This window comes from Acinetobacter soli, assembly GCF_018139125.1.
In the GTDB taxonomy this organism is placed as follows: domain Bacteria; phylum Pseudomonadota; class Gammaproteobacteria; order Pseudomonadales; family Moraxellaceae; genus Acinetobacter; species Acinetobacter soli.
On record NZ_CP073241.1, the window covers coordinates 703,142 to 729,199 of the forward strand.

At 42.1% G+C, this 26,058-nt stretch carries 20 protein-coding genes; 6 read left to right on the forward strand and 14 right to left on the reverse strand.

All coding sequences use genetic code 11. The features are described from left to right. The 7 genes from KCV09_RS03185 to KCV09_RS03215 all read right to left on the reverse strand — a co-directional run bounded on the left by KCV09_RS03185 (window position 1) and on the right by KCV09_RS03215 (window position 11,408). A complete protein-coding gene (locus KCV09_RS03185; RefSeq protein WP_212515511.1) occupies window positions 1-2,004 on the reverse strand; it encodes an esterase/lipase family protein in 2,004 nt (667 codons plus the stop codon). A 144-nt stretch (window positions 2,005-2,148) separates the two neighbouring features. Continuing rightward, entirely contained in the window at window positions 2,149-3,072 is a 924-nt protein-coding gene (locus tag KCV09_RS03190; RefSeq protein WP_212515512.1) for an ABUW_2363 family tetratricopeptide repeat lipoprotein, read from the reverse strand. A 109-nt stretch (window positions 3,073-3,181) separates the two neighbouring features. Next, window positions 3,182-3,991, reverse strand: coding sequence for a serine O-acetyltransferase (cysE, locus tag KCV09_RS03195; RefSeq protein ID WP_004937050.1), 810 nt, complete (start codon window positions 3,989-3,991; stop codon window positions 3,182-3,184). Then, entirely contained in the window at window positions 3,984-4,832 is an 849-nt protein-coding gene (locus tag KCV09_RS03200) for an RNA methyltransferase (RefSeq protein WP_212515513.1), read from the reverse strand. Before KCV09_RS03200 ends, cysE begins: the two co-directional genes overlap by 8 nt. Window positions 4,833-4,850: 18 nt before the next feature. Continuing rightward, on the reverse strand, window positions 4,851-8,408 hold the full coding sequence (gene dnaE / locus KCV09_RS03205; protein ID WP_004937054.1) for a DNA polymerase III subunit alpha: 3,558 nt from the start codon (window positions 8,406-8,408) through the stop codon (window positions 4,851-4,853). 156 nt (window positions 8,409-8,564) lie between these two features. Beyond that, window positions 8,565-9,632: an asparaginase gene (locus KCV09_RS03210; protein WP_004937056.1), complete on the reverse strand. Its 1,068-nt coding sequence runs from the start codon at window positions 9,630-9,632 to the stop codon at window positions 8,565-8,567. Between the two features lie 345 nt (window positions 9,633-9,977). Beyond that, window positions 9,978-11,408 (reverse strand): pyridoxal phosphate-dependent aminotransferase, encoded by a 1,431-nt coding sequence (locus KCV09_RS03215; protein WP_151815380.1) that lies wholly within the window; start codon window positions 11,406-11,408, stop codon window positions 9,978-9,980. A gap of 228 nt (window positions 11,409-11,636) precedes the next feature. Between KCV09_RS03215 and msrB the strand changes: the two genes are divergently transcribed. The 5 genes from msrB (at window position 11,637) to KCV09_RS03240 (ending at window position 16,444) form a co-directional block, all read left to right on the forward strand. Beyond that, window positions 11,637-12,056, forward strand: a complete 420-nt coding sequence (msrB, locus tag KCV09_RS03220) for a peptide-methionine (R)-S-oxide reductase MsrB (protein ID WP_004937058.1) — start codon at window positions 11,637-11,639, stop codon at window positions 12,054-12,056. Further along, on the forward strand, window positions 12,053-12,541 hold the full coding sequence (locus KCV09_RS03225) for a glutathione peroxidase (protein WP_004937060.1): 489 nt from the start codon (window positions 12,053-12,055) through the stop codon (window positions 12,539-12,541). The genes msrB and KCV09_RS03225 overlap by 4 nt, the downstream gene beginning before the upstream one ends. A gap of 21 nt (window positions 12,542-12,562) precedes the next feature. Next, window positions 12,563-13,429 (forward strand): AraC family transcriptional regulator, encoded by an 867-nt coding sequence (locus KCV09_RS03230; protein WP_212515514.1) that lies wholly within the window; start codon window positions 12,563-12,565, stop codon window positions 13,427-13,429. A gap of 32 nt (window positions 13,430-13,461) precedes the next feature. Further along, window positions 13,462-14,073 carry a LysE family translocator gene (locus KCV09_RS03235; protein WP_076032643.1) on the forward strand — a complete coding sequence of 204 codons (612 nt, stop codon included), beginning with the start codon at window positions 13,462-13,464 and terminating at the stop codon, window positions 14,071-14,073. Between the two features lie 154 nt (window positions 14,074-14,227). Next, window positions 14,228-16,444 carry a TonB-dependent receptor gene (locus KCV09_RS03240; protein WP_151815930.1) on the forward strand — a complete coding sequence of 739 codons (2,217 nt, stop codon included), beginning with the start codon at window positions 14,228-14,230 and terminating at the stop codon, window positions 16,442-16,444. Between the two features lie 44 nt (window positions 16,445-16,488). Here KCV09_RS03240 and dapC read toward each other — a convergent pair whose 3' ends face one another. Genes dapC through purT form a run of 3 tightly spaced genes read right to left on the reverse strand, consistent with a single transcriptional unit; the run spans window position 16,489 to window position 21,593 of the window. Continuing rightward, entirely contained in the window at window positions 16,489-17,658 is a 1,170-nt protein-coding gene (gene dapC, locus KCV09_RS03245; RefSeq protein ID WP_151815929.1) for a succinyldiaminopimelate transaminase, read from the reverse strand. 22 nt (window positions 17,659-17,680) lie between these two features. Continuing rightward, entirely contained in the window at window positions 17,681-20,347 is a 2,667-nt protein-coding gene (gene glnD, locus KCV09_RS03250; RefSeq protein WP_004937071.1) for a [protein-PII] uridylyltransferase, read from the reverse strand. Window positions 20,348-20,375: 28 nt separating this feature from the next. Further along, window positions 20,376-21,593 carry a formate-dependent phosphoribosylglycinamide formyltransferase gene (purT, locus tag KCV09_RS03255; protein ID WP_151815932.1) on the reverse strand — a complete coding sequence of 406 codons (1,218 nt, stop codon included), beginning with the start codon at window positions 21,591-21,593 and terminating at the stop codon, window positions 20,376-20,378. A gap of 285 nt (window positions 21,594-21,878) precedes the next feature. Here purT and KCV09_RS03260 point away from each other — a divergent pair, with 285 nt between their 5' ends. Beyond that, the gene (locus tag KCV09_RS03260) at window positions 21,879-22,352 is read left to right on the forward strand and encodes a hypothetical protein (RefSeq protein WP_004937076.1); all 474 of its coding nucleotides are present in this window, start codon (window positions 21,879-21,881) and stop codon (window positions 22,350-22,352) included. A gap of 54 nt (window positions 22,353-22,406) precedes the next feature. On the opposite strand, the gene KCV09_RS16430 is transcribed toward KCV09_RS03260, so the two are convergent. The 4 genes from KCV09_RS16430 to KCV09_RS03280 all read right to left on the reverse strand — a co-directional run bounded on the left by KCV09_RS16430 (window position 22,407) and on the right by KCV09_RS03280 (window position 26,020). Beyond that, the gene (locus KCV09_RS16430) at window positions 22,407-22,652 is read right to left on the reverse strand and encodes a hypothetical protein (RefSeq protein ID WP_171063730.1); all 246 of its coding nucleotides are present in this window, start codon (window positions 22,650-22,652) and stop codon (window positions 22,407-22,409) included. A 280-nt stretch (window positions 22,653-22,932) separates the two neighbouring features. Further along, window positions 22,933-23,919 (reverse strand): zinc-binding dehydrogenase, encoded by a 987-nt coding sequence (locus KCV09_RS03270; RefSeq protein ID WP_212515515.1) that lies wholly within the window; start codon window positions 23,917-23,919, stop codon window positions 22,933-22,935. Window positions 23,920-23,988: 69 nt separating this feature from the next. Beyond that, the gene (locus KCV09_RS03275) at window positions 23,989-25,146 is read right to left on the reverse strand and encodes an iron-containing alcohol dehydrogenase (protein WP_212515516.1); all 1,158 of its coding nucleotides are present in this window, start codon (window positions 25,144-25,146) and stop codon (window positions 23,989-23,991) included. Window positions 25,147-25,156: 10 nt separating this feature from the next. Continuing rightward, window positions 25,157-26,020 (reverse strand): type 1 glutamine amidotransferase domain-containing protein, encoded by an 864-nt coding sequence (locus KCV09_RS03280; RefSeq protein WP_212515517.1) that lies wholly within the window; start codon window positions 26,018-26,020, stop codon window positions 25,157-25,159. Window positions 26,021-26,058: the final 38 nt, after the last annotated feature.

Here is a 26,058-nt window from a genome sequence, read left to right on the forward strand (position 1 = left end):
TTACTTGATTTGATGCTGCTGAAGGTGCAAGCGCAGAATCCGACGTAACTCAAGCAAAGCTTCTGGTGTTTCCTGAATTGAATGCCCGCCCTTAATAATTTTTTCAGATACAGCGCCGTCAAGATGGGCGCTGCTATACGGAACGATACCATCTGTAATTTGATCAGGTTCCTGACTTTTAGTGATGTTGCCCATAATTGAATGAAACACGTAGCCTTTTGGTGGCACAACATCTTTAGTTAGTGCAATAAATTTAGATTTGTGGCTTAAATCACTTGGACCATTTTGAATGAGTCCACCGTTGATGCCATTGGTTAGGTCCTTGGCCTGATCGGTCGCATCGTTGGTGAGGGTGTCGGTCAGTGCGCCTAAAAAAGAGCTGGGCAGGCGAATAATTTTACGTGCTGCTAAAGTAAACCATCGGTCTGCATAATCTGTACCCCGGTGAGGTGCAGACATAAAAATTGCGCGGTCAAAATTTTCAATGGGTTGAATTTTAAAGCGGTTCAAAACATTTTGATCTCGCTTAAACCGTTGACGTTGGTTGGTATTCAGTATCTTAAAGGCTTTATCTGATAAATCAGCCTTACTCACCAGTAATCGGCTAATAATGCCTCCCATACTATGACCAATCAGTACCGCATTGTGGTCTGCTGCATCTTGAGGGTCAAGTCCATCAAATGCCTGCTGTAACAACGCATAAATTTGATAACGACTTTCCAAAATTGGCATATTGGTTGAGTAAAAAATTTGCCAGACTTGATAATGCTCGCGTAGTACACGATCACCCATAATATCGTTGGTGAGCCCAATCCATGCCTCAGGGCTACTGGCCAATCCATGTACCAATACAATAATTTTTTTATTGGGATTATACGGTTCGAGCTTATACAGATGCGGCATGCTTAAACGTTGATCGCGATCCAATAAGCTTAAATAAGCCAAAATTCCAAGATTATTTTCCGCCAGCCATAAACCATATGGTGCCGAAAAATTTGCTGCTAAGGGGTAGCTTTTCCCCGCGACCTTAATATTTTCAGTATTGTACGGATCATAAACTTTAATCACAAATTGAGGATTATTTAAAATCTGGTCGACATTCTTGGGCTTGATCTGAGGCTCGACGACAAGTGTAACCGCTAGATAGCGCGCGTCGTGAATATTTGGATTTTGTCCACTCTTAAAGTTGTAATGTAGCGGGTCGACAATATATTTTGAAGATTCTTTACGATTTGATGGCGGGAAAACTGCAACAAACTCTGATCCAAAACCATCTCGGCGATTAATTGTGCGAAGCCCTGAAAAGTTCAGGTTATAACTCGAAATAAACTTCTCAAGAGGTTGCTTTGCAAGTTGTGGAAAATCATCAAAATTAATACGGTAAGTATTGTCACCGAGTTGAATCTGGGTTTGTACTTGTTTTTGTGGATTGCGAAGCGCATACAACGTCACTTGTTTCGCGATGGCTTGATTATAGAAATCTCGAATTTGAACTTGGCGGTTATCGAATATTCGATCTTGCGGTTTTCTTTGTGTCAAAAATAAATAGGCATAACTATAGCGAATGCTTTTATCGAGCATATTCATTTGACGATCTAAACAGTTATTTTCCTGATTCGACAAATTTAGTTTTGTATTTGATTTAGCTGTAGAAGAAGGTGTTTTACAATCCGACGAGCGTTCAAGTTGCATCGATTTTGCCAGATATATTTCGCTTGCGGCAGACAGAAATTGCTCTTCACCAATTTGTGAAATTGTTTTGAGTTCTGTAATACATGCATCGGGGTCGTTTGTACAAACATTTGCTTCTCGGCCCGACATCGACAAGACATTCAGACTGGCCTCACTCAATGCATCTTGCATCAGAATACTATTGCGCTCATTGGCAATAGTAATATTTAACGCTTGCTGCTTTACGCTCACCACTTGGCAACCACTGAGTAAGAGGGTGAGGCTTACACTCAGTAGGCTAAGTCCTTTTAGCAATGATGGATTCGGTCTCATAGCAAATAGTTCTTTTTAGATATGGTGAGTCGGCACATCATAATATGTGCAATCAATTTGGATCAAATTGAAGTACAGGGTTCTAAGAAACAACCATAAAAATAGGCTGTTGGTCAGCCTATTTTTATATACAAGAGTGAAGTGTTACTTCGGTGCAACTGCCGGGTTGGTCATGACTTGCCATACATTCCAGCGACCTTGCTTTTCGATCTCTGTAATTAAACGATCTGCAACCTCAGCTTCGTCTGGATATTTGATTTTGTAATTTTTGAGCGTTTGGACTGCATTTTTCTTTTGCTCCATTGCAATATAGTTATTTGCACTGACCAAATACGCTTCCTGTACGCCGCCTTTCATGGCTTTTTCCAAATATGGCATTGCTTCACGTTGACCACCACCTTCAGATAAACCAAAACCAAACCAGAAATTGGCTTCTGGATCATTTGGATTCATTTTGAGTAAACGTTGAGCATAAGTCAATGATTTGGTGGTATAAGCAGAACCTAAATCGAGGTTACGGCCAAGCACACTGGCTTTAAATGCACGAATCAGAACATCAAATGAAGCATCTGGATTGGCTGCTAAAGTATCAAGTTGCGCTGAAACCTGCTTTAACTTGCTTTCATAACCACGACGCTCCTGACGATCGGTAAAACGTGGTGGATAATGGCGAGCTTTACCTTCAACAAGCTGGATAAAGTCATCAATTTCAGTGACATCCAGTTCATTTTCACCAGCCAATGCTGCATATTTCATGCTACGCGTATTATTTTTAATTGTTGGAACAATCAGTTTATTGATATCGAGCACGATCGTTTGTGTCGGATCATCCGAACGTTTTACCACCATTTTTGTTACAGGTTGAGCTGCTGCTTCTTTAAGTGCAACTTCAAATGCAGGAGGTGCATCGTAGTTAAATGGATTTAATGAATAAAATGGCGGCGAAATATCCGGCTCGGTGAACACGTAAGGTTGTGTGCTTTGCTTATTTTCTTTGACAGGAAGAGGGCTACATGCGGTTAAAACTGAAGCTGCTAACATGGTGTATGCCAAAGGCTTAAACATCATAGAGTCATCCGTAAAATTGTTGTATGAATAAAAGATCGTTGTGCAGCCAGTCTAAGAAAACCTGAGCAAACATGCAATGAGTGCCGTGTTACAGTATTAAACTAAATGGTCAAGCATCGCTCATCTTATGCTGTGCTTCACATTCACGTCGGACTTCTTCAATAATTTTAAGCTCTTCATCGCTAAATGGATGCTGATCATAGTTTTGTTTTTTAAATGTCGGATCAAGTGCAGTCAATCGCTTGCATAAAGTATTCATACGCACTTCATTTTGCTGAATACGGTCAAGCAGTACTTTCATACCTTCGAGTAAAGGATCGGTCTGGTCGCGAGTGGCTGCATAAGGTTCAAATCCAATACTTTGCGCATAGCTTTCACGGCGCATTTCTTCGGCATTTTTATCCAGATCTTTTTGAATAAATCGCGCTGCACTGCCTACAGCAGTCACACCCGCAGGAACAGGCTTGGTCACAACAGCATTTGAACCAATTTTCGCACCTTTACCAATGATCAATGGCCCTAAAATTTTTGCGCCGGCACCGACCACTACACCATCTTCAAGCGTCGGGTGACGCTTGCCTTTATTCCAAGTTGTACCGCCAAGCGTTACGCCATGATAGAGCGTAACATCATCGCCAATTTCGGCAGTTTCACCAATTACGACACCCATGCCATGATCGATAAAAAAGCGACGACCAATTTTGGCGCCAGGATGAATCTCAATTCCTGTCGCAAATCGGCTCAGAGAAGACAGCGCACGTGCAGAGCCTTTCAAGTCTTTTTTCCAGAGCTCATGTGCAACCCGATGCATGATCAGTGCATGAATACCCGGATAAGTCGTCAAAACTTCCAGAGTATTTCGAGCTGCCGGATCACGCGCAAATACGGCTTGAATGTCTTCTTTAAGCTGTTTAAACATGGGGCTGATCCTCATCCTGTTGTGTTTTTTTCCATTTGCCCTGACTGAGTGCTTGCACGCGGCTAAATACACCACGTAACAAATGATACTCCATTCGGTCGAGTTGAATACGCCCAAACAAACGGCGCATACGAAGTGGAAGCAAACGCGGATTTTGTGGATCTAAAAATTCGATGTCGACCAGCATTTTTTCAAAATGAGGATAAAATTCTTCCATTTGCTGATGAGTGACCAGTGGCTCATCCCAGTCCATTGCGACACCTTCTGCAACCTGCATTTGGGCATTTGTCGTTTCAGTAGATGATGTGGTGGTTCGTTCGAGTGCAGCCATTCGCATTTCATAGCACACCACTTGAATGGCTTGCGCTACGTTTAACACGCCATAGTCGATATTGACCGGAATCGTGAGGTGATAATTGGCCAATGCCAGCTCTTCATTGGTCAGACCGCGATCTTCACGACCAAATACAATCGCAACTTGCTGTTGTTTATTCACCACGGCATCTATCGATAATTCAGTAGCCGGGCGTACATCGAGCAGTGGCCAAGGAATGGTTCTGCTACGCGCACTGGTTCCAAATACAATATGACAATCTCGAATGGCATCTTCAAGCGTATCCACAATCTGAATTTGCTCGATCAGATCTTGTGCACCTGCGGCAAGGGCATCGATATCGGGATGTGGATAGGTTTTGGGTGCAACCAATACCAGTTTTGACAGTCCCATGGTTTTCATTGCACGTAACGCACTTCCAATATTGGCTGGAAGCGTGGTATTGACCATCACAATTCGTACATGCGCCAATGATTGATTCACCAACGCATTGTCAGCATTATTCATAAAGTATCCGATTCAAATTTAAGAGTATTGAGAGACTTCTGCGTGATACAGATCCATTGCTTCATCCATCGACATATCTTGCGGTAGGGCAATATTCGCTTTTACTGGCTCTGCCGCTTTGGCTGCTTTTGACTTCACCTGATATTCAATGTAAATCGCTTCTTTACCAAAATAATCGCGCAGTTTCACCAGTAGTTCGTCTAGTGGCGCAACCTTCCAGTTTTGCCCAAGCTGCACTTCTGCACTTGCGTAAGGCTGATCGATACACATGATGACAGGAATATGCTGGCACATATCAATATTACAATAAGGCAAAAGAATCTGTTGCAGATCGCGCGCTAAAGCAGGGGTCATCAAGTCGTCTGTTGGCTGGATGCGAATATGATTGGCACGTTTTTGACGAATTTCATTCAGACTAAATGCTTTGGTCAAGCGTGCCATCGGGCGGTCGAAGCCTTCGCGTTCGTAAATTTCGCCTTCAATCACCACCACTTGCTCAATTGCGACAATATCTTTAAAGCGCTGAAAACGTTCATGGTTACAACTGACTTCAACACGCGCAGTTCCGTCATCGAGTGTAACAACAATGCGGTTCGGGAAATTGGCAACGTCGAGTACCAGTCCAGCAAAGACCGTAGTGACTCCACGGCGCGTAGGTGTCAGTTCATTTAGTTTAGCTGGAATAAACGATTTCAATTCGGTACGATAAACATCAATCGGGTGGCCGGTCAGATACAAGCCCAAAGTGTCTTTTTCACCTTTTAAGCGAACTTCGTCTGACCACGGCTTAACAGGTTTGGCAGGTTTGCGCTGAACTTCTTCAACTTCACCAAACAAATCCATAATACCAGTTTCACGGTTTTGGCGTGCTTGCTCCGCAGCCTGAACAGCCTCAGGCAACTGTGCCATGAGCGTTGATCGTTCAATTTGTAGACAGTCGAGAGCACCGGCACGAATCAGCGCTTCAAGTGTACGCTTATTAATTTTTTTCAAATCGATGCGGTGGCAAAAATCGAATAAGTCGGTATATGGACCTTGCTTAATACGTGAGTCAATCACCGATTGCATTGCTTGTTCGCCCACACCTTTAATGGCACCTAAACCATACACAATGGTACGTTCATCACTGGCATGAAAATGATACAGCGACATATTTACAGAAGGTGGCATGACTTCAAGTGCGTTATTACGACAGTCATCAATCAAAAATACGATACTGTCAGTATTTTGCATTTCCGACGACAAAACCGCCGCCATAAATTCGGCAGGATAATGCGCTTTTAACCAGGCGGTATGATAGGCCACCAAGGCATAGGCAGCAGCATGCGATTTGTTAAAGCCATAGCCTGCAAACTTTTCCATATAGTCAAAAATATGGTTGGCTGTGGCTTCATCAATATCTTTTTGTGCAGCACCTTCAATGAAGATTTTACGCTGCTTGACCATTTCTTCAGGTTTCTTTTTACCCATGGCGCGGCGGAGCAAATCTGCGCCACCGAGCGTGTATCCCGCACAAAACTGTGCAGCCTGCATTACCTGTTCCTGATATACCATAATGCCATAGGTCGGTTCGAGCACACTTTCAAGTAATGGATGCAAATACTCAAATTCACCGCCGTGCATCCGGTGAATAAAGTCGGGAATCAGATCCATCGGGCCCGGACGGTAAAGCGATACGAAGGCAATAATTTCTTCAAATTTACTCGGTCGCGCTTCCTTCAGCATTTTTTTCATGCCGACGGATTCAAACTGAAACACCGCAGTCGTATTGGCGTTGGCGAACACCAAGTAGGCATCTTTATCGTCTAAAGGCACATTGGCAATTTCAAGCGGTGTCTCAAACTGGATGCGCTTATTGATATTTTGCACCGCATCTTCAATTACGGTCAGGTTTCGCAAGCCCAAAAAGTCAAATTTGACCAGACCGGCTGCCTCAACGTCATCTTTATCGTATTGTGCAACGCGGTTTGTACCATCGGCATCGCATAGGACTGCAGAGTAATCGGTAATTTTTCCGGGTGCAATCACCACACCACCGGCGTGTTTACCTGTATTACGCGTGATACCTTCAAGCTTGAGTGCCATTTCCCAAATTTCACTGGCATCGTCATAATCCGGATTGGACGGGTTGGTGACGATGTCTTTGAGTTGTGGCTCCATGTCGATGGCCGTCGCCAGATCCACCCCGAGCGGTTTGGTAGGCACCATTTTTGAAATACGATCGGCCAAACCGTACGATTTACCCAGTACGCGCGCAACATCCCGGATCGCGCCTTTGGCCGCCATCGTACCGAATGTCGCAATTTGCGATACTGCTTCACGTCCATAGGTACGAGAGACGTAATCAATTACTCGGTCTCGCCCTGCAATGCAAAAGTCGACGTCAAAGTCGGGCATTGAAACTCGTTCTGGGTTCAAGAAACGCTCGAAGAGCAAATCGTAACGAAGTGGATCCAGATCGGTAATTTTTAAACTATACGCCACCAATGAGCCTGCACCAGAACCACGGCCCGGGCCAACCGGAACACCATTACTTTTGGCCCATTGAATAAAGTCCATCACGATAAGGAAGTAACCTGGAAATCCCATTTTAAGGATAATGCCCACTTCATACTCAATACGTTCATCGTAAGGTTTACGAATTTCAGGCCAGTCTTCATCGCGCATCTCTACGGGATACAAATGATTAAGGCGTTCTTCAAGACCTACTTTAGACAAATGCTCAAAATAGGTGTCGATGGTAAAACCATCTGGAATTGGATAATCCGGAAGGAAGTAAGTTCCAAGCTGTAGCGAAACATTACAGCGCTGCGCAATGTAATAAGTATTTTCAAGTGCACTTGGAATATCTGAAAAGAGTTCCACCATGTCGGCGGTGGTTTTAAAATATTGCTCGGGGCTGTAAATTCGGGGTCTGCGGTTATCAGCAAGTACGTAACCATCTGCAATACAGACTCGTGCTTCGTGTGCATCAAAATCATCACGCTCAATAAAGTGAATATCATTATGCGCGACGACACCAACATGATACTTGGCCGCCAATTTAACCGCTTCACCAATATAATCTTCTTCACCCGGACGATCTGTGCGAGTTAAAGCCAGATAAACACGATTGCCAAATTTTTCTTGCCAGGCTTCAAGCAGCGGCTCTGCTTTTTGTGGATTGGACGAACACAACATTTTGCCAACATCGCTGTTTTGTCCGAGCAATACAATAATGTCGTGATGTTGTTCCAAGATCCATTCTTTTTGAACACAAGGAATGCTGAGTTGCTGGCCTTCGATATGACCACGTGACACAATTTCGGTTAAGCCTTTCCAGCCTTCATTGGTCATGGCGAGCAAGGTAACTCGTTGGTCGGGCTCATTGAGCCGAACCACACTACCTAAGATCGGTTTGATGCCTTTACTTAAACACGAGGTGTAAAACTTAACGGCCGCATGTAAGTTAGATAAGTCTGTGAGCGCCAAAGCAGGCATATTGTCTTTGACAGCAGCTTTGATGAGATCAGGTATGCGAACTATCGATTCAGTAATCGAAAATTCTGAATGAATACCAAGATGAACAAACTGCATAGACCTATCCTTAACACGACCGCCAAATATTCTAACACGCTCTGTCTGAGACAGTTGTCTAATATTTTGGCATTAAAACATCTTCGTAAAGACAAATCAGATTATAAAATAAAAAAACCGATGTATAGACATCGGTTTTTTTGAGGCTAATTGCGCTTAGTATTGCCAAAACATACGCTGAATTTCTTTTGCGTCATTGGTTTTGGTCAGTGCAAGTGCAGTTAGCAGACGTGCTTTTTGTGGATTTAAGTCATGTGCAACCACCCAGCCGTATTTGTCGTCTGGTTGTTCAGCATTACGTAGTACAAAGCCTTGCGGTACACGTGATGAACGTACCACTTGAATGCCTTGCTCATCATGCAATTGCTTTAATGTTGGCACAATATAGTTACCTACAGAGCCATTACCTGTACCCGCATTTACAATTCCTTTTACACCAGCCTTGGCATAGGCAAGGTAGGCATCAGGAATCATTGAGTCAGAACCATATACGATTTGAACCAAAGGTAACTGGTCGCCTTTAATATTTTCGATATTAAATTCTGAAGCATTAGTATGGCGCTTAACAGAACTTCTAAACCAGTAAGGCTTACCTTCAACCAGTGTACCCAAAGCACCCCATTGGCTGCCAAAAGCATTGGTATGAATGTTGATTGCTTTGGTTACATCACGTGCAGCAAAGATCGAGTCATTCATCATGACCAAAACGCCTTTGTTTTTTGCTTCATCAGATGAAGCTAGAGCAACTGCGCTATAAAGATTGAGCGGACCATCAGCAGAAAGTGCTGTAGATGGACGCATTGAGCCAACCAGTACAATCGGCTTGTCTGTATGAATGACTAAATTCAAAAAGAATGCAGTTTCTTCTAGCGTGTCCGTACCATGCGTAATGACGATACCGTTTACAGATGGCTTTTTGACAAGATCATTCACTTGGCGAGCAAGGGAGAGTAGTTCTTTGTCGGTAATGCTTTCAGAAGCAATTTGTAGCGCCTGAACACCAGTGACATTTGCTAAATCTTTGATTTGTGGCACTGCATTGATGAGTGCATCGACTGGGACTTTTGCTGCTGTATATGTTGCGCTATTGGTTGAGCTTGCGCCAGCGCCTGCTATCGTTCCACCTGTTGCAACGACCACTACATTATTTTTTGCATATAGTGATACAGATGCTGCAAGAAGCGTTAATCCTAAACCGAATGATTTAATAGCCTTATTAATCATTTATGACAATCCTGTGTTTTGATCTTCCATCGAATAGCAATGTCTATGCCAGACATTTTGGCTATTATTTGAATTTTGATCAATTAAAGCATTGGCATTTTATTTTTTAAATTAAATTAAAAGAATGCATTAATTTTAACGAGAAATACATCAATCTTATCTATGCTATTTCGAGCGTACTGATAAAAATAAAGTGAAAAAACAAAGTATTTAGCCTACAAAAAGTATTTTTGCACCAAATTGGAATGTTGTTGCTTTATCTTGGTGCGTAAACGGCTTTTTTATAAACCGTATAAAAAATAAAAAAGCAATGTCGAACTTCGACATTGCTTTAAATTTTCTTAATTAACGACGATTTGCTAAAAAACGAGATAGACGGGTAATTGCTTCTCTTAACTCATTTTCTGCAGGCAAGAACACCAGACGGAAATGGTCAGGAGTCGGCCAGTTAAAACCAGTACCTTGAACCAGTAGTACTTTCTCTGCACGAAGAAAGTCTAGCATCAGTTGTTCATCGTCTTCTACGGGATACATGTTTGGATCGAGTTTTGGGAAGCAATACATGGCACCTTCCGGTTTTACACAACTCACACCCGGAATTTCATTGAGCATTTCCCACGCAATATTGCGTTGTTCGTATAAACGACCACTCGGGCGAATCAAGTCGTTAATCGATTGATAGCCCCCTAGCGCAGTTTGAATGGCATATTGTGCCTGATGGTTGGCACACAAGCGCATTGAAGCCAGCATGTCTAGCCCTTCAATATAATCTTTCGCGCGTGATTTATCGCCTGTAATAGCCATCCAGCCTGAACGATAGCCCGCAACACGATAAGATTTTGATAAGCCGTTAAATGAAATGCACAACTGGTCGCCAGCAAGTGCAGCAACAGACACATGTTCAATGCCATCGTAAACGATTTTATCGTAGATTTCGTCTGCAAATAAAATCAGGTCATATTTTTTTGCCAATGCGACAATTTGTGCCAAAACATGACGTGGATAAACTGAACCTGTCGGGTTGTTTGGGTTGATAATCACAATACCGCGTGTATTGGGTGTGATTTTACTTTCCATGTCGGCAAGATCAGGATACCAGCTATTTTCTTCATCACATTTATAGTGAATGGCGGTTCCTCCTGAAAGGTTTACCGCAGCGGTCCAAAGTGGATAGTCTGGCATAGGCACGAGCATTTCATCGCCGTCGTCGAGCAAGCCTTGCATAGCCATGACAATCAGTTCTGATACACCATTGCCGACATAGACATCGTTGACATGCATATCACGGATGCCTTTTTGCTGATAATACTGGCAAATGGCTTTGCGTGCAGGGAAGATACCTTTTGAGTCGGTGTAACCAATCGCATTAGGTAAATTTAGTGCGACATCATTAATAATTTCTTGTGGTGCTTCAAATCCAAACGGAGCAGGATTACCAATATTGAGCTTAATAATTTTATGTCCCTGTTCTTCCATTTCATTGGCCGCTCGTAACACAGGACCACGAATGTCGTAGCATACATGCTCGAGCTTAGAAGACTTTTTAATTTCTCGTGGGGTTTGGGTCGTGTTCGTCATTTTGAGGGTCTCAGAAGGAGGAGGGTTCACTTTTGCATAACGATATAAATAGCTTTTAAATGTTTCAGTTGTAACCAAATCAAGATCATGCTGGTCTTTGAGTAAAGTCACAATTTTTTCATGCGTATAACCGAGCTGTTGATATTGTTTAATCACAGGCAGTAGGGTTTTAAAAATAACGCTCTTTTTTTGAGACATTTTTTTATCCTTAGCAAGAATGGACAAAGATTAACATGTATTTTGCTTACAATGAAGCATTGGTTACATAACTACTGCTTACTTAAAAAATAATATTGCTTACTTTTTGCTTTTGATTCAATTATACGTGTTTTGTAAATTGTGCATGAAACACTAGAAATTTTAGATTGAATGACGTAAATATAAGATTATCCTATTTTAAACAGCAAAATAGCTAGGGAAACTATCATGGGAAAACTCAACAAAACAGAACGAGAATGGCAAAGAGAGTTATCACCAGAAGAGTACCGAATCACGCGACAAAAGGGCACTGAGCCTGCTTTTACAGGTCAGTACTGGAATACAAAGCAATCGGGTACTTATGTATGTCGTTGCTGCGGTGCAGAATTATTCTCTTCAATCACTAAATATGATAGTGGCTGTGGCTGGCCAAGTTTTTATAAACCGATTAACACCACCGCAATAGAGGAGCATGACGATTTATCGCATGGAATGGTTCGAACAGAGATTGTTTGTCATCACTGCGACGCTCATTTAGGGCATGTTTTTGAAGATGGACCACAGCCGACAGGATTGCGATATTGCGTAAATTCGGCGTCATTACAATTAAAAACCGACGAGAAGAATGATGAGGAAACTTATCCATGACCAACCTTTATCAATTTGAAGCAGATTTACTTGAGGGAGAGACGAAGTCACTTGCCGATTATCAGGGCAAAGTACTTTTAATCGTAAATACTGCAAGCAAATGTGGTTTTACACCACAATTTGCTGGTTTGGAAAAAATTTATGAAAAATACAAAGAACAGGGTTTTGAAGTTTTAGGTTTTCCATGCAACCAGTTTGGAGGGCAAGATCCAGGTTCAAATCAGGAAATTGGCTCATTTTGTCAACGCAATTATGGCGTAAGCTTCCCGATGTTTGCCAAGGTTGATGTTAAAGGTCCAGAAGCACATGCGATTTTTCGCTATCTTACCCGTGAAGCGAAAGGGATTTTGGGTAGCGAAAATATCAAATGGAACTTTACTAAGTTTCTTGTTAGCCGTGACGGGAAGGTGTTGAATCGTTATGCACCAACCACAAAACCAGAAAGCCTAGAAGAAGATATTGAGAAAGCTTTGGACAATGCATAAGTTTAATGCTTGGCTTTTTTAATGTTGAGTCATTCAGGTAATCTGTTCTGGTCAGATGCTCGCATGCCTTATGTGGAAACGCGTAAGGCATGTACCAGTCGAACTTGCTACAAATCGCATAGTCATGAAACTTTTTCGATTGGTGCTGTTGATGCCGGTTTTAGTTGCTTTAGTAGTGCATTTCACCAATTCGAGCGCTTAACTCCAGGTAGTCTGGTGATTGTGCCAGCATTTACAGAGCACTCGTGTAATCTATTACCCAATCAGGACTGGAGTTATCAAATGATGCACTTAGATGCATCGTGGCTTTCAGCTCTTATTGAAGAGGGTTTATCGAATAGCATCGAACAGAAAATACCTGTTTTAAAACCTGAAATTATTCGAAAATCTGAAGTGTATCAATCGTTCTGCAAAATGAATGAGACACTATTTAATCCAAATTTTACTGTTTTAGAAAAAGAGCAACAATTAATAGACACGCTCATTCAATTTATTTTCCCTTCTATGTCTTGGCGTTTTTTAAACAATAAGCAGTATTTAAGAGCGGCTTTAGATGAATTAATAAATCTTCTTAACCAGCACCAAACCTTTCTTTCGCTTGAAGAACTTGCTCAGTCGAGTGGATTGAGCCGCTTTACAATCATACGATTATTTAAACAAAATTTAGGGTTAACTCCACACGCATTTCAGTTGAATCTTCGTATTCATCAAGCTCGACAACAACTTAAAACAGGAAAGTCAATCACAGCAATTGCTTATGATTTAGGTTTTAGCGACCAGAGCCATTTTCATCGGGTTTTTAAGCAGTTCGCTGGTGCGACGCCTAGACAGTATCAACTATCTATGACGCGCAATTTTATACAAGATAATACACATCTAAATACTTAATCTCGTGTTGATGATTTATAGCGAGATACCTTGTGGAACTGTTTATTGCGATTGCGCTCACTCACTTTATTGCCTTACTTTCTCCAGGACCAGATTTTTTTCTCATTTTAACAACGCTATTGCGCCATAATCGAAATGCAGCCATTTTAGTCTGTTGCGGAGTAGCGTTGGGAAATGCGGTCATTATCGCTTTGGTATTTATTGGATTACAATTACTAATCAATATCGATAAAAGTATTCTCGTAGCCATCAAATGGATCGGTATTTTATATTTATTCTATCTCTCTTATTTATGTATCCGTTATGCCAAATCACCGTTGAATTTGAGACGTGAAAATAATTTACACATCCGTAAGGAAAAAATACATTTCATCAAAGGTGTTCAATCTAGCCTAGTTAATCCAAAAAATATACTTTTTTACAGTAGCTTGAGTATTTTAATAGCTGAGCAGTTTCATTGGTATGAAAAACTTTCAATTTCAATCTGGATGGTAGTGGTCGTTTTGGTTTGGAACCTTTTTTTGGTTCGAATGTTGACATTCGATCAGTCATTAAACTTTTTACAACGGAATTCTTGTAAATTGTATTATCTATCCGCTGGAGCATTTTGCATTTTTTCAATACTTTTGATTGGTTATGTATAGCTCTTTTTTTGAGTTTGGAGATGTGTACTCTAAGAATCACAATCATAAAGGGCATAATTAGAAAATATGAGAATGAGTTTTATTTAATAATAATTCTTTTAATTATTGTTATTCTCATTTAGTATTTGTGTAAATTTTTCTCCCTGAGTCAGCCATGCGAAAAATCAAACCTTTGGTCATGCTTATGGCCTGTGTATCTGGTACGCAAATTATTCATGCTGAAGTACAAGCTTCACTAGATGAATCTCAACAAAAATCCACAACTATAACTGCACTTGAAACCATCCGCGTGGTCGCAAGTGCAGATGCATCGGCAGATGGTCTTATGGAGGCTTATGCTGGAGGTCAGGTTGCATCGGGAGGGCGAATTGGTATTTTTGGAAATCAAAAAAATTTGGATACGCCGTTTAGTCTAAGTGCCTACACCAATCAATACATTCAAGAGCGTCAAGCAAAGAGTGTTGGTGATGTACTTAAAGCCGATCCAAGTGTGCGGGTGGGGCGTGGCTTTGGAAACTTCCAAGAAAACTATTATATTCGCGGTTTTAATCTTGGCTCAGATGATACGGCGTATAACGGCTTGTATTCTATTTTACCACGCCAATATATTCCGACTGAATTGTTCGAACGTGTGGAATTACTAAAAGGCACTTCTTCATTTTTAAATGGGGCGATGCCAAGTAGTGGTGGTATTGGGGGTGCAATAAATCTGTTGCCTAAACGTGCTGGAAATGAGCCTTTAAATCGTGTCACGTTAGGAACCGATTTTAACGGAGGGTATGTTGCTAGCGATGTAGCCCGACGTTTTGGAGAGGATCAACAGTTTGGTGTGCGAGTCAATACGGCTTATCATGGTGGTCATACCGCGGTTGATCATGAAAAAAATACGTTAGGTTTGACTGCGATAGGGCTAGACTATCGAGGTGAGCGTTTGCGTCTATCGGGCGATATGGGATATAGCAATAATAGACTAGAGGCGACTAGACCCAATGTAACATTAGGTGCTGCTGTAACGAGTGTGCCTTCTGCGGTTAAAGCATCAAGTAATTATGCGCAAAAATGGACTTATTCAAATGAAGAAAATTATTTTGGAAGTTACCGTGCAGAATATGATCTGACTGATGCTGTTACTGCCTATGCAGCCTATGGTTTTCGTCATGGTGAAGAGCGTAATAGCTTAGCTAATCTTACACTGAGTAATGCAAGTACGGGTGATAGCACATTTTATCGGTTTGACAATGCTCGGGTAGATATGGTCAATACAGGAGAAATCGGCCTACGTACCAAACTGAATACTGGCGACATATCGCATCAATTCGTACTTGCAGCATCGGCATTTCAATTGAATTCCCGTAATGCCTACATTATGGATTTTGCGAATCAATATACCAACAACTTGTATATACCAGTGCAATACGATCAGCCACTTGCAACATCGCCTGTATATTCTGGAAATGAGTTGAATTCACCCAAACTGACGACACGTACACGGTTAAGAAGTATTGCAATTGGAGACAACCTAAAGGCACTTGATGATCGACTTAATCTAATGTTTGGTGGGCGATATCAAACGATTATGCAAGATAATTATGCGTATAATAATGGGGAAAAAACCGCCTATGATGAAAGCAAATTTACACCAGTATTAGGTGTTTCATACAAGTTAACACCAGAAATTTCGGTGTATGGTAATTACATTGAGTCGTTGGCCAAGGGTTTAAGTAATACCAATAATGGCACCACAACTACATTAAAGCCATTTGTTGCAAAACAAAAAGAAATTGGAACAAAGTATGAAAATGGAACTTTCGGTGCAAGTTTGAGTCTATTTGATATCAACAAACAGCGTGCTGTTATTCAAAATCAGGTATTTAGTGATGCAGGTGAATATGTTCATCGAGGTGTTGAACTTAATACTTATGGCAAACTTACCGATGCAATTACTGTATTAGGCGGTGCAACATGGATGCATGCTAAACAAGAAAATACTGGGTCGATTGCTTATGATTCAAAGGATGAGGTGGGTGTACCTAAGTTTCAGGCTAATATTGGGGCGGACTGGAAACTACCAATTGCAGCAGATATTTCGCTTAATGCCCAACTGGTTTATAACGGATCAAGTTATGCAAGCCTAGACAACACACTTAAGGTGAAAGACTGGACTACGCTCGATTTAGGGGCAATTTACAAAACTCAATTAGGGCAAACGCCAACCACATTTAATTTCAAAATCAATAATGTCTTCGATCAAAACTATTGGGCATCGGTAGGTTTGTACGACAATATCAATAGCACTTCCAATGCCAATAATGGTTATTTGGTTGCCGGATTGCCACGTACATTTATGCTCAGTGCAAGCTTTAATTTCTAAGAAAAAAGCCTCTCAATAGAGAGGCTTTTTTTAAGCTTGATTGATTATAAAATTTTCTTTAATCGTGACACAACTTGTTCACATTGTGCCAGATCTGCGACCAATGCCATACGTACATGATTTTCACCCGGATTACCTGTTGCAGTATCACGCGAAAGATAACGACCTGGCAAAACCTTGATGTGGGCTTTTTCCATCAGCATTTTGGCAAAGGCTTCATCGTTATCGACTTGCAACCAGTAATAAAAACCCGCATCAGGCTTTTGAAGCGGTAGCAAACCGCCTAATTCTGACTGAAACATGTCGAATTTCGCGCGATATTGCTGGCGGTTTTCTTCAACATGTACTTCATCGTTCCATGCGTAAATAGAAGCCAATTGATGTTGAACCGGCATTGCCGCACCATGATAGGTACGGAACTGTAAATAAGGCTTGAGCAATGCTGCATCACCCGCCACAAAACCAGAGCGCATACCCGGTAAATTTGAACGTTTGGATAACGAATGGAAAACGATACAGTTTTTATAGTCATCGCGCCCAATTTCGGCACATACTTCCAATAAGCCGACAGGTGGCTGGTCAAACCAGAGTTCTGAGTAGCATTCATCTGATGCAATCACAAAATTATACTGATCGGACAGTTCAATCAGTTTTTTAAATTTCTCTTTTGAGAGTACTGCACCTGTTGGATTTCCAGGTGTACACACAAACAGCAAAGCTGTTTTTTCCCACACTTCGGCAGGAACGGCATCAAAGTCACCTAAATAGTCATTTTCTGCTGTACAGTTGATGAAATACGGTTTTGCGCCGGCAAGTAATGCTGCACCCTCATAAATTTGATAAAAAGGATTAGGCATAACCACATAAGGTGCTTCGTCACGATTGATCAGCGCCTGTACAAAAGAAAAAATTCCTTCGCGTGTACCTGTGACCGGTAAAATCTGTGAATCTCCATTGATCTGGTTTAGTTTAAAACGACGCTGTAGCCAATTTGCAATACTGTCACGTAGCTCTGGCAAACCTTTACTGTTTGGATAGGTTGAAAGATGATTAAAATGTTCCACGATTGCTTGTTTTACAAAAGCTGGTGCAGGATGTTTTGGCTCCCCAATCGATAATGGAATTAAAGGGAGGTCTGCGGGCGTAATATCCTTAAAAAGGGCATTCAGCTTTTCAAATGGGTAAGGGTGCAGTAAAGACAAGCTAGCGTTCATGAAACAGTTACCAGTAAAAATATTAATGTTGAATCGCGATTTGGCTCGAAGCCTCATCTAGTGCAGATTTTAGTTGCGCTGCAAACAGAGTGGCTTCATCGGTGGTCATCGGTTGGCCATCTTTTTTGGTGACAAAGAAAATATCCTCAGCGCGCTCACCCAGTGTCGCAATCTTTGCTGAATGAATATCTAGTCCTTGCATCATAAACAAGCCACCTACACGAGCCAATAAGCCCGGCTGGTCAAGCGTTGAGATTTCCACCATATTTTGTTGCAGTGCTTCATTGAGTGTGACATCTACTGTATTTTCAATGTCAAAATGGCGCAATTGACGCGGAATACGGCGCTGCATTAGTCCAGGATATTTATCAGATTGACTCAGTGCCTGCACCAAAGCCGATTTTACAGTGTGCTCCCGGTCTGGATCGGTGAGCAGGGTGCCAAAACGATCTAAGACCAAGTAAGTATCTAAACTAAATGCTTTAGTGGCAGTAATAATTCGTGCATCTTGTACATCCAGATTCATACGATCTAACACCGCCACAGTGGTGGCAAAAAGGTTAGGTTTATCTTGTGTATAAATAAAGATTTGTACCGCGTCTTGTGCAGATTGGCGGTGTGCACGAAGCAACACCAGTGGTGCGGAGTTATCGCCGTGAAGCAAAATAGCACGCGTATGCCACGCGATTTCATCTGCTGACTCTTTGAGGAAGTATTCATCACCAAGCTCTTGCCAGACCCGTTCGACTGCATCAAGTGAAAACTCATTGACTAGTATTTCACTCGCAGTAAACTTGGTGTCTTCAATCAGCATTTGATAGTCGACTGGGCGGCCCAAACCTGAACGAATCACATCACGTGAATACGTGTATAACTGACGCATTAATGAGGCGCGCCAAGTATTCCAAAGCTTTGGATTGGTGGCATTAATATCAGCGACGGTAAGTGTATATAAGTAGTCAAGATGTTCCATGTCACCGAGTTTTTCAGCAAACTCTTTGATGACATCTGGATCTGAAATATCTTTTTTCTGTGCAGTGAGCGACATTAACAAGTGGTTTTGAATCAACCATGCGACCAGTTTGCATTCACGTTCGGTGAAACCATGCGCTCGGCAAAATTCGATCGCATCTTCTGCACCCAATTCACTATGATCACCGCCGCGGCCCTTGGCGATATCGTGAAAAATAGCAGCCAGATAGACAATATCACGACGTGCCAAACGCTGGAATACGGAGCTTACCACTGGAAAGTGTTGTGCAAATTCAGTTTCTTTGAATCGATTAAGATTACGAATCAACAATAAAGTATGCGCATCGACCGTATAGATATGAAATAGGTCGTACTGCATGAGGCCCATGATTTGACCAAACGCAGGAATATAATTACCCAAAATTCCATAACGTTTCATATCGACCAGTGTGTCGTATAGGCGGTATGGCGAGCGGATAATGGCCATAAATAGGGCTTGATGCGCTGGATTGTCTCGAAATTCTTGATCAATACGCTTTGCGGCCATAATTAATAAGCGCAAGGTTCGCGCACGAATTCCTTCAATTTCTGGACGATTGGCCAGCAAATAGAAAAGCTCTAAAATAGCACTCGGATTCTCAGAAAAAACTTTATGATGCTGAACGGCAAGTTTTTTGTCTACGAGCTTAAAGTTTTCATTAATTTCTTCGATTTTACGCTCGTAATTGGGAAGTCGAGGCGTAATGACTGATTCATTAAAATAAGCCAATAGCATTTCATTGAGTGTAGAAATTTGCTGAGCAGTGCGGTAATACCGCTTCATAAATTGTTCAACCGCATAGTTGGCTGGCTGACCTTCTAGGCGGGTATACCCAAATTTGGCTGCAATTTCACGTTGATGATCAAACAGTAGCCGGTTTTCATCACGTTTGCTGAGTCGGTGCAAGTGATGACGAATTTCCCATAAAAAGCTTTCTGCTTCCTCAAGAATCTTGAGTTCGTACTCGGTAATAAAGCCCAAATGCACCAAATCATAGATCCGATTCACACGGAAATGGCGTTTTGCGATCCATCCAATTTGATTCATATCGCGAATGCCACCAGGTGCATTTTTAATATCAGGCTCAAGGTTGCTTTCGGTGTTATTGTGCTGGGCATGCCGTTTTGCTTGCTCTGCCATTTTGGCATCGAAGAAGGTTTTGTCGGTCCAAGTTTGTGAAACAATTCGGCGGGGCCATTTAGCTAAATCTGGATTGCCGGTAATAAGTCGCGCTTCAATCAGCGTGGTTGCAACGGTCAGATCATTGGTGGCCTGTTCAACGCAGTTTTGGATAGTACGAACGCTCGTGCCGGGTTTAAAATTTCCTACATCCCAAAGCGATGAAATAAATGTCGAGATCTGTTTTTCTAGCTCTGGATCAATTTCGTCTTCTGCCAAAATCATGATGTCGACATCGGAGTAGGGCAGCATTTCCTTTCGGCCATAGCCACCCACTGCAAAAAGCCCCAAACGTGATTGATCAAGCCCGGCATGTTTCCACAAAAATATCAGGGCTTCATCAATCAGATTAGATCGTGCAATGACGACATCACGAATGGAGTGTCCATTTTCATAATACTCCTGAATCTGCTGTTCGACATCTGCACGCCATTGATTAATTGCCTTGATATCGTGATGACTGGTGACATAATCCAGCAGCGGTGAAGTAATAATCATAAAAATGGACTCATATTAAATTGAATGATTATTCAGGAAGTACAACATGAACCTGATCGGCTGCTTGCTGTGCCAATGTGCGAGCTGCGTCAGTCGTTTCAGCGCGTGCAGTGGCAACACCCATACGACGACGTTTAAAGCCTTCTGGTTTACCAAAGAGGCGCAAATCCGTATCTGGATGCGACAGTGCTGTATTGAGCTGATCAAAACTTAAATTATTTGCATCTGTACCTGCATAAATCACGGCACTGGCCGCTACGCTGTGGCGCGCTGTGTTTACAGGCAGCCCTAAAATGGCACGCGCATGTAATTCAAATTCGCTTTGAAATTGTGAAGCAAGCGTAACCAGCCCAGTATCGTGTGGACGTGGTGATACTTCGCTAAACCAGACATGATCACCTTTGACAAACAGCTCAACACCGAAAATACCGCAACCGCCAAGTGCTGTGGTGACTTTATTTGCAATGCGTTTAGATTCTGCAAGCGCCGCATCTGTCATTGGTTGTGGTTGCCAGCTTTCAACATAATCACCTGCGTCTTGGCGATGCCCAATCGGGTCACAGTAATGTGTTTCGATTTGGCCTGTTTGAGGGTTTTTGGCACGTACGGTGAGAAGGGTAATTTCAAAATCAAAATCAATTTGAGATTCTACAATCACTTTGCCCTGATTTACCCGACCACCGGTTTGTGCATATTCCCATGCAGCATCGACCTCTTCAAAGCTCTTAACTCGTGATTGACCTTTACCGGAGGACGACATGACAGGTTTTACAAAGTTTGGATAACCAATGTCATCGCAGGCTGCCCTGAAGCTTTCTAAAGATTCGGCAAAGCGGTAGGCTGAGGTTGGTAAACCTAATTCTTCAGCAGCCAAGCGTCGAATGCCTTCACGGTTCATGGTCAGGTTGACTGCTTTTGCCGATGGAATAACGGTTGCAGTTTGATTACGCTCAATTTCAAGCAATACTTCAGTGGCAATTGCTTCAATTTCAGGCACGATCAAATGCGGTTTAACGTTTTCGATGAGTTTTTTAAGTTCGACCGGATCGGCCATATTGAGCGTATAAGAATAATGCGCTACTTGCATTGCTGGTGCATGATCATAACGATCTGCCGCATGAACTTCGACACCAAGACGCTGTAATGAAATCACAACCTCTTTACCAAGTTCTCCCGAACCTAACAGTAACACTTTAAATGCAGAAGATTGAAGGGGAGTACCAATTGTGACGCTCATGCGAATCATCCATGCAAGAAGTAGGGCTTTTAAGCATAACAGAACTTTTACTGGATTGACGCCTTGATTCACATAAATTAGTGACTTTTGTTGTCTAATAAATAATCTAATAGATTGAGGTATTTAAGTGCGAAACACTTAGAAAACTAACGTAAGTCTGAACAGTTGTCTGTCATCATTTAAGTCCATCTTAAATGAACGAATTTAGTGCATTGATAAAGTAAATCAATGATTGAGTATTATCGCTGAATTCACTAGCATAGAGCCGAATGTTCAGATGGATAATCGTGGATAATGATCTCAACGCTTAAAACTTCTGGTTTAATTTCATGTGTTTTATTTGGACTGGTTGTGTCTGGTTGTAGCCAAGACCATACATCAGGTTCAAAAGAAAAAGTTGAAATTAAAGCTGCACCAAAATTGACCAATGATGCAACAACCTATGCAAATGAAGCGTGGAAGCTGATCAATCAAATCGATCCTATTGTTTATGATGGCAAAAAAGATGAGATTGAAGAGCAGGTAAGAAAGCCATTGCGTAAGCTTAGTACCGACTGGCGCATTAATGTCAAAATGACTGACTCAGTTACAGAGGGCAAGTATGCTTTATGTCGCAAAGCACTGACTTCACTGGATACATGGTCACGTGAAGTGATCACGGGTAGCTCCACACTTGCGCAGCGACAAGCTGATTACGAGCGAGACAAAGCACAATGTAAAGATGCGATAGCTAATCCTGCATTGGGTAATACAGATCCGAAGCGATAAACGACATAAATAAAAAAGCGAGTTGATCTCGCTTTTTTATATTCAATATGTTGATTAAGATTTGGTTTTTGCTGGTTCAGTTTTAGCAGGCATTGCCGTTGTCATTGGTTTGCTTTTTTCAGCCATCATTTTCTTGTCGGTTTTCGCGGCCATTTTTTTACCGCTAACTGCTACACATTTTCCACCTTTATGGTGTGGGCCAGTTCCGCCTTGTAATTCAGTGCCTTTAGGACAAGCAAAAGCGGTGGCACTTAACATCGCGAAAGAAGCCGCAAGCAGTACCGTTGAAATTTTTTTCATTGTATATCTTCTATTCATGGGGCGTTAGTGCCTGTTTTTGAGCTTAATCTGTTTTATTCATAATTAAATTAAAAATTTGTTGATCAAAAGATAAGTTTTCTTGTTGTTTATTTGTCTTAATTTTGCTTTTAATATGAGGTTAAGCTTCATCACGTTTGATGTGAAGTTGGCTTTCAAATACTTTATATTTGTCTGTCAAAAAGTTCGCTTATACATAAATTAAATACGTTCATGCAGCGAACGTATTCGCTACATGAACGTATTTTACTATCAATGACCATCAGCTTGCTTTGGCAATTTCGATCACTACTTTGCCTTGTGTTTTGCTGTGCTCGGCCTGATGCAAACCATTTTCCAACTCATCCAGTGTGATCACGTTTTGAATCATTGGGTCGAGTTTGCCATTTGCCATAAGGGTAGCTAAGAATTCACCACCAGCAGCAATATCACGTAGATTTTCATCATCGCCGTGTTGATAGGCAAAACCTAAAGCCACTTCATGAATTGAAATCGCTTTGGTAAAAGAGGGAATTGGATTCTGATCAATCCGTCCTGATACCGAAATCAAATGACCGTTATGACGCAGCACTGTTGCAAGTTGTAGAGACGTTTCAGATGAAATCAAATCAATCACCGCATCCACACCGCGACCTTCAGTGAGCGCATGAATGCGTTCAACAATATTGTCTTGTTTGTAATTGATGATGTGGTCGGCACCAAGTGCTTTGATGCGTTCTGGTTCGCTAGAGGCAGTAGCATACACTTCCAGACCCATGAGCTTAGCCAGTTGCACAACAAAACCACCGACACCGCCACCCGCACCATTCACCAAAATTCGCTGACCTGCATGAAGTGGTGCCTTACGATATAACGCTTGCCAAGCGGTAATACCGGCACATGGAATAGTCGCGGCCGCATTAAAATCAAGCTGTTCCGGTATTGCACTGATACTATTTGCATCAACCACGACATATTCTGCAAAACCACCCCAGCGCCATAAATTGGTTAGACTGATGACTCGGTCGCCTTTTTTCCAAGTGGTGACGTCATGCCCTACAGCATCGACAATACCAGCAGCATCAATTCCCAAAATATGGGGTAACTGAAGAGTTGTACCGTTTTTGGCAAACTTGTAGTCGACCGGATTAATACTCGAACTCATCACTTTAATACGAACTTCACCAGCAGCGGGTTCGGGTATCTCGATATCGGTTTCGACATGCAGCGTGTAAGGCGTTCCGACTTGAGTTAAAACTAATGCTTTCATGTGATTTTCCTCGGTCTTAAGTAGTGACTATCATTCATTAAAATTCTCATGGGAGTAGATAGCACTCCATTAGAGTGCTTTTTCAAGAATTTGACGACTGATTGCCAAAGTCACATCACTGTGTTCGCCCAAAGCGGTCATACCATGATGCTCAAGTTGAGCCACAACCTTGTCGATTGCTTCATGACCTAAGTCATAATCGCCAAGTTGAGTTGGAATTCCCATTACTTTAAAAAATGCTTTGGTTTGCTCAATGGCAGCATCAATACGCGCTTGCTCTGATCCTTCACGGATCTGCCATACACGTTCTGCATATTGCAGTAACTTGGCCGCTTTACTTTCGCGTCTTACACTTAGGTTTGCTGGCAACACCACGGCAAGTGTACGTGCATGGTCAATCTCGTACAGTGCGGTGAGTTCATGACCAATCATATGTGTCGACCAGTCTTGTGGGACACCTGCACCGATTAGACCATTCAGTGCAAGGGTTGCTACCCACATTAAATTGGCACGTGCTTCATCGTCTTTTTCAGCGCTTAAAACACGTGGGCCAATTTCAATCAGGGTTTGTAACAATCCTTCGGCCATTCGATCCTGAATATAACCGCCTGCTGGATAAGTCAGATATTGTTCCATGACATGGGTAAAGGCATCGACTACTCCATTGGCCAATTGACGCTCTGGCAAAGTATAGGTTTTAAGCGGATCAAGAATTGAGAACTGCGGAAATACATAGGTACTGTTAAAAAACAGTTTGTCTTGAGTTTCACCACGGGTGATTACAGCGCCCGCATTCATTTCAGAACCAGTAGCCGGTAGCGTCAGTACACAACCAAATGCCAGTGCTTGTTCTACGTCGGCACCCTGATTTTTAAGGATGTTCCATGGTTCGCCTGTGTACAAGGCTGCCGCTGCGATAAATTTGGTGCCATCAATGACAGAACCGCCACCCACAGCAAGCAAATAATCAATATCGTTGCTTTTGATTAGCTCTACTGCGCGCATAAGTGTTTCATAGCGTGGATTTGGTTCTACACCACCAAATTCCTTTACAATACGGTGCCCTAACACATCACGAATTTCTTTGAGTGTTCCTGTTTTTTCCGCACTTTGTCCGCCATAAATCATCATGATGCGCGCGTCGGAAGCAATTAACGTCTCAAGCTGTTCGACAGAATTTTGACCAAATACAATTTTTGTTGGGTTGTAAAATGTGAAATTTTGCATGGAGATTCCTCTAGATTTTAGGTGAATATTGGGATTGAGTAGCAAGTGCTTTAAGTAACGCTTGGGCGAGCGCATGGTCTGAATATGGGTTTTGACCCGTAATCAGTTCACGGTCAATCACAACATGTGGTTGCCATGCCTTGGCAAACTGCATATTGCCGCCTGCTTTTTTCATCGCGTTGGCTGGGTAATAGCGTAATTTGTAGCCGTGAAGTGAGTTTTCAAACACGTGTTCTTCTTCATTCGAGAAAATAGTCATTTGATAACCATGATAGATCCAACCCTCAGCATTCATTTTTTGATTTTGGATCAGTGACTGTTCAAATGCCTTAGGATCTTTTTGCGCAGCTAATAGGGTAATCGGGCCATGACAAATCGCTGCAGTTGGTTTGCCCTTGCGATGAAAGTGTTGCAGGGTGGTACCCACCATCGGATTATTCGCTAGGTCAATGAGTGGTGCATGTCCACCCGGAATGAAAATAGCTGAATAGCGATCAAGCCCTTGTTGCATCACATCTTGTAATGAACGCACGTTCTGCGCTTGAGTCAATTGTTCAGTCAATTTTTTGATCCGCAGCATTTCATTGCGATTTTTCCCAAAATAGAGCGGATCAATCGAGCGTACGTCTGGCTTGGGTACTTTGCCTTTTGGGGTGACAATTGTCAGGGTGTATCCTGCTTTGATGAGGGCATCGGCTGGCACACCAAACTCATTGACATAATAACCCGACGGAAACGATTTCTTTCCTTGTAAAGGAAGCTCGGTTTCACTCGAGAGTAACACCAGGACTTCACCTTTAGATGCGGCATGCGTGAATGATGCCGCACCCATCAGCAACAAGGCAAAAATACGAAATAAACGTGACAGAAACATGTTTTCTCACTAACCAAATACGTTGCAGTTATTTCAGC

Excerpts from the sequence above, each read along its gene's own strand:
- KCV09_RS03185 (WP_212515511.1), bottom strand. The coding sequence starts at position 2,004 with ATGAGACCGAATCCATCATTGCTAAAAGGACTTAGCCTACTGAGTGTA.
- KCV09_RS03210 (WP_004937056.1), bottom strand. The coding sequence starts at position 9,632 with ATGATTAATAAGGCTATTAAATCATTCGGTTTAGGATTAACGCTTCTT.
- KCV09_RS03230 (WP_212515514.1), top strand. The coding sequence starts at position 12,563 with ATGTTGAGTCATTCAGGTAATCTGTTCTGGTCAGATGCTCGCATGCCT.
- KCV09_RS03270 (WP_212515515.1), bottom strand. The coding sequence starts at position 23,919 with ATGAAAGCATTAGTTTTAACTCAAGTCGGAACGCCTTACACGCTGCAT.
- KCV09_RS03215 (WP_151815380.1), bottom strand. The coding sequence starts at position 11,408 with ATGTCTCAAAAAAAGAGCGTTATTTTTAAAACCCTACTGCCTGTGATT.
- msrB (WP_004937058.1), top strand. The coding sequence starts at position 11,637 with ATGGGAAAACTCAACAAAACAGAACGAGAATGGCAAAGAGAGTTATCA.
- dnaE (WP_004937054.1), bottom strand. The coding sequence starts at position 8,408 with ATGCAGTTTGTTCATCTTGGTATTCATTCAGAATTTTCGATTACTGAA.
- KCV09_RS16430 (WP_171063730.1), bottom strand. The coding sequence starts at position 22,652 with ATGAAAAAAATTTCAACGGTACTGCTTGCGGCTTCTTTCGCGATGTTA.
- purT (WP_151815932.1), bottom strand. The coding sequence starts at position 21,593 with ATGATTCGCATGAGCGTCACAATTGGTACTCCCCTTCAATCTTCTGCA.
- KCV09_RS03240 (WP_151815930.1), top strand. The coding sequence starts at position 14,228 with ATGCGAAAAATCAAACCTTTGGTCATGCTTATGGCCTGTGTATCTGGT.
- KCV09_RS03200 (WP_212515513.1), bottom strand. The coding sequence starts at position 4,832 with ATGAATAATGCTGACAATGCGTTGGTGAATCAATCATTGGCGCATGTA.
- KCV09_RS03260 (WP_004937076.1), top strand. The coding sequence starts at position 21,879 with ATGATCTCAACGCTTAAAACTTCTGGTTTAATTTCATGTGTTTTATTT.
- glnD (WP_004937071.1), bottom strand. The coding sequence starts at position 20,347 with ATGATTATTACTTCACCGCTGCTGGATTATGTCACCAGTCATCACGAT.
- KCV09_RS03280 (WP_212515517.1), bottom strand. The coding sequence starts at position 26,020 with ATGTTTCTGTCACGTTTATTTCGTATTTTTGCCTTGTTGCTGATGGGT.
- KCV09_RS03225 (WP_004937060.1), top strand. The coding sequence starts at position 12,053 with ATGACCAACCTTTATCAATTTGAAGCAGATTTACTTGAGGGAGAGACG.
- dapC (WP_151815929.1), bottom strand. The coding sequence starts at position 17,658 with ATGAACGCTAGCTTGTCTTTACTGCACCCTTACCCATTTGAAAAGCTG.
- cysE (WP_004937050.1), bottom strand. The coding sequence starts at position 3,991 with ATGTTTAAACAGCTTAAAGAAGACATTCAAGCCGTATTTGCGCGTGAT.
- KCV09_RS03275 (WP_212515516.1), bottom strand. The coding sequence starts at position 25,146 with ATGCAAAATTTCACATTTTACAACCCAACAAAAATTGTATTTGGTCAA.
- KCV09_RS03190 (WP_212515512.1), bottom strand. The coding sequence starts at position 3,072 with ATGATGTTTAAGCCTTTGGCATACACCATGTTAGCAGCTTCAGTTTTA.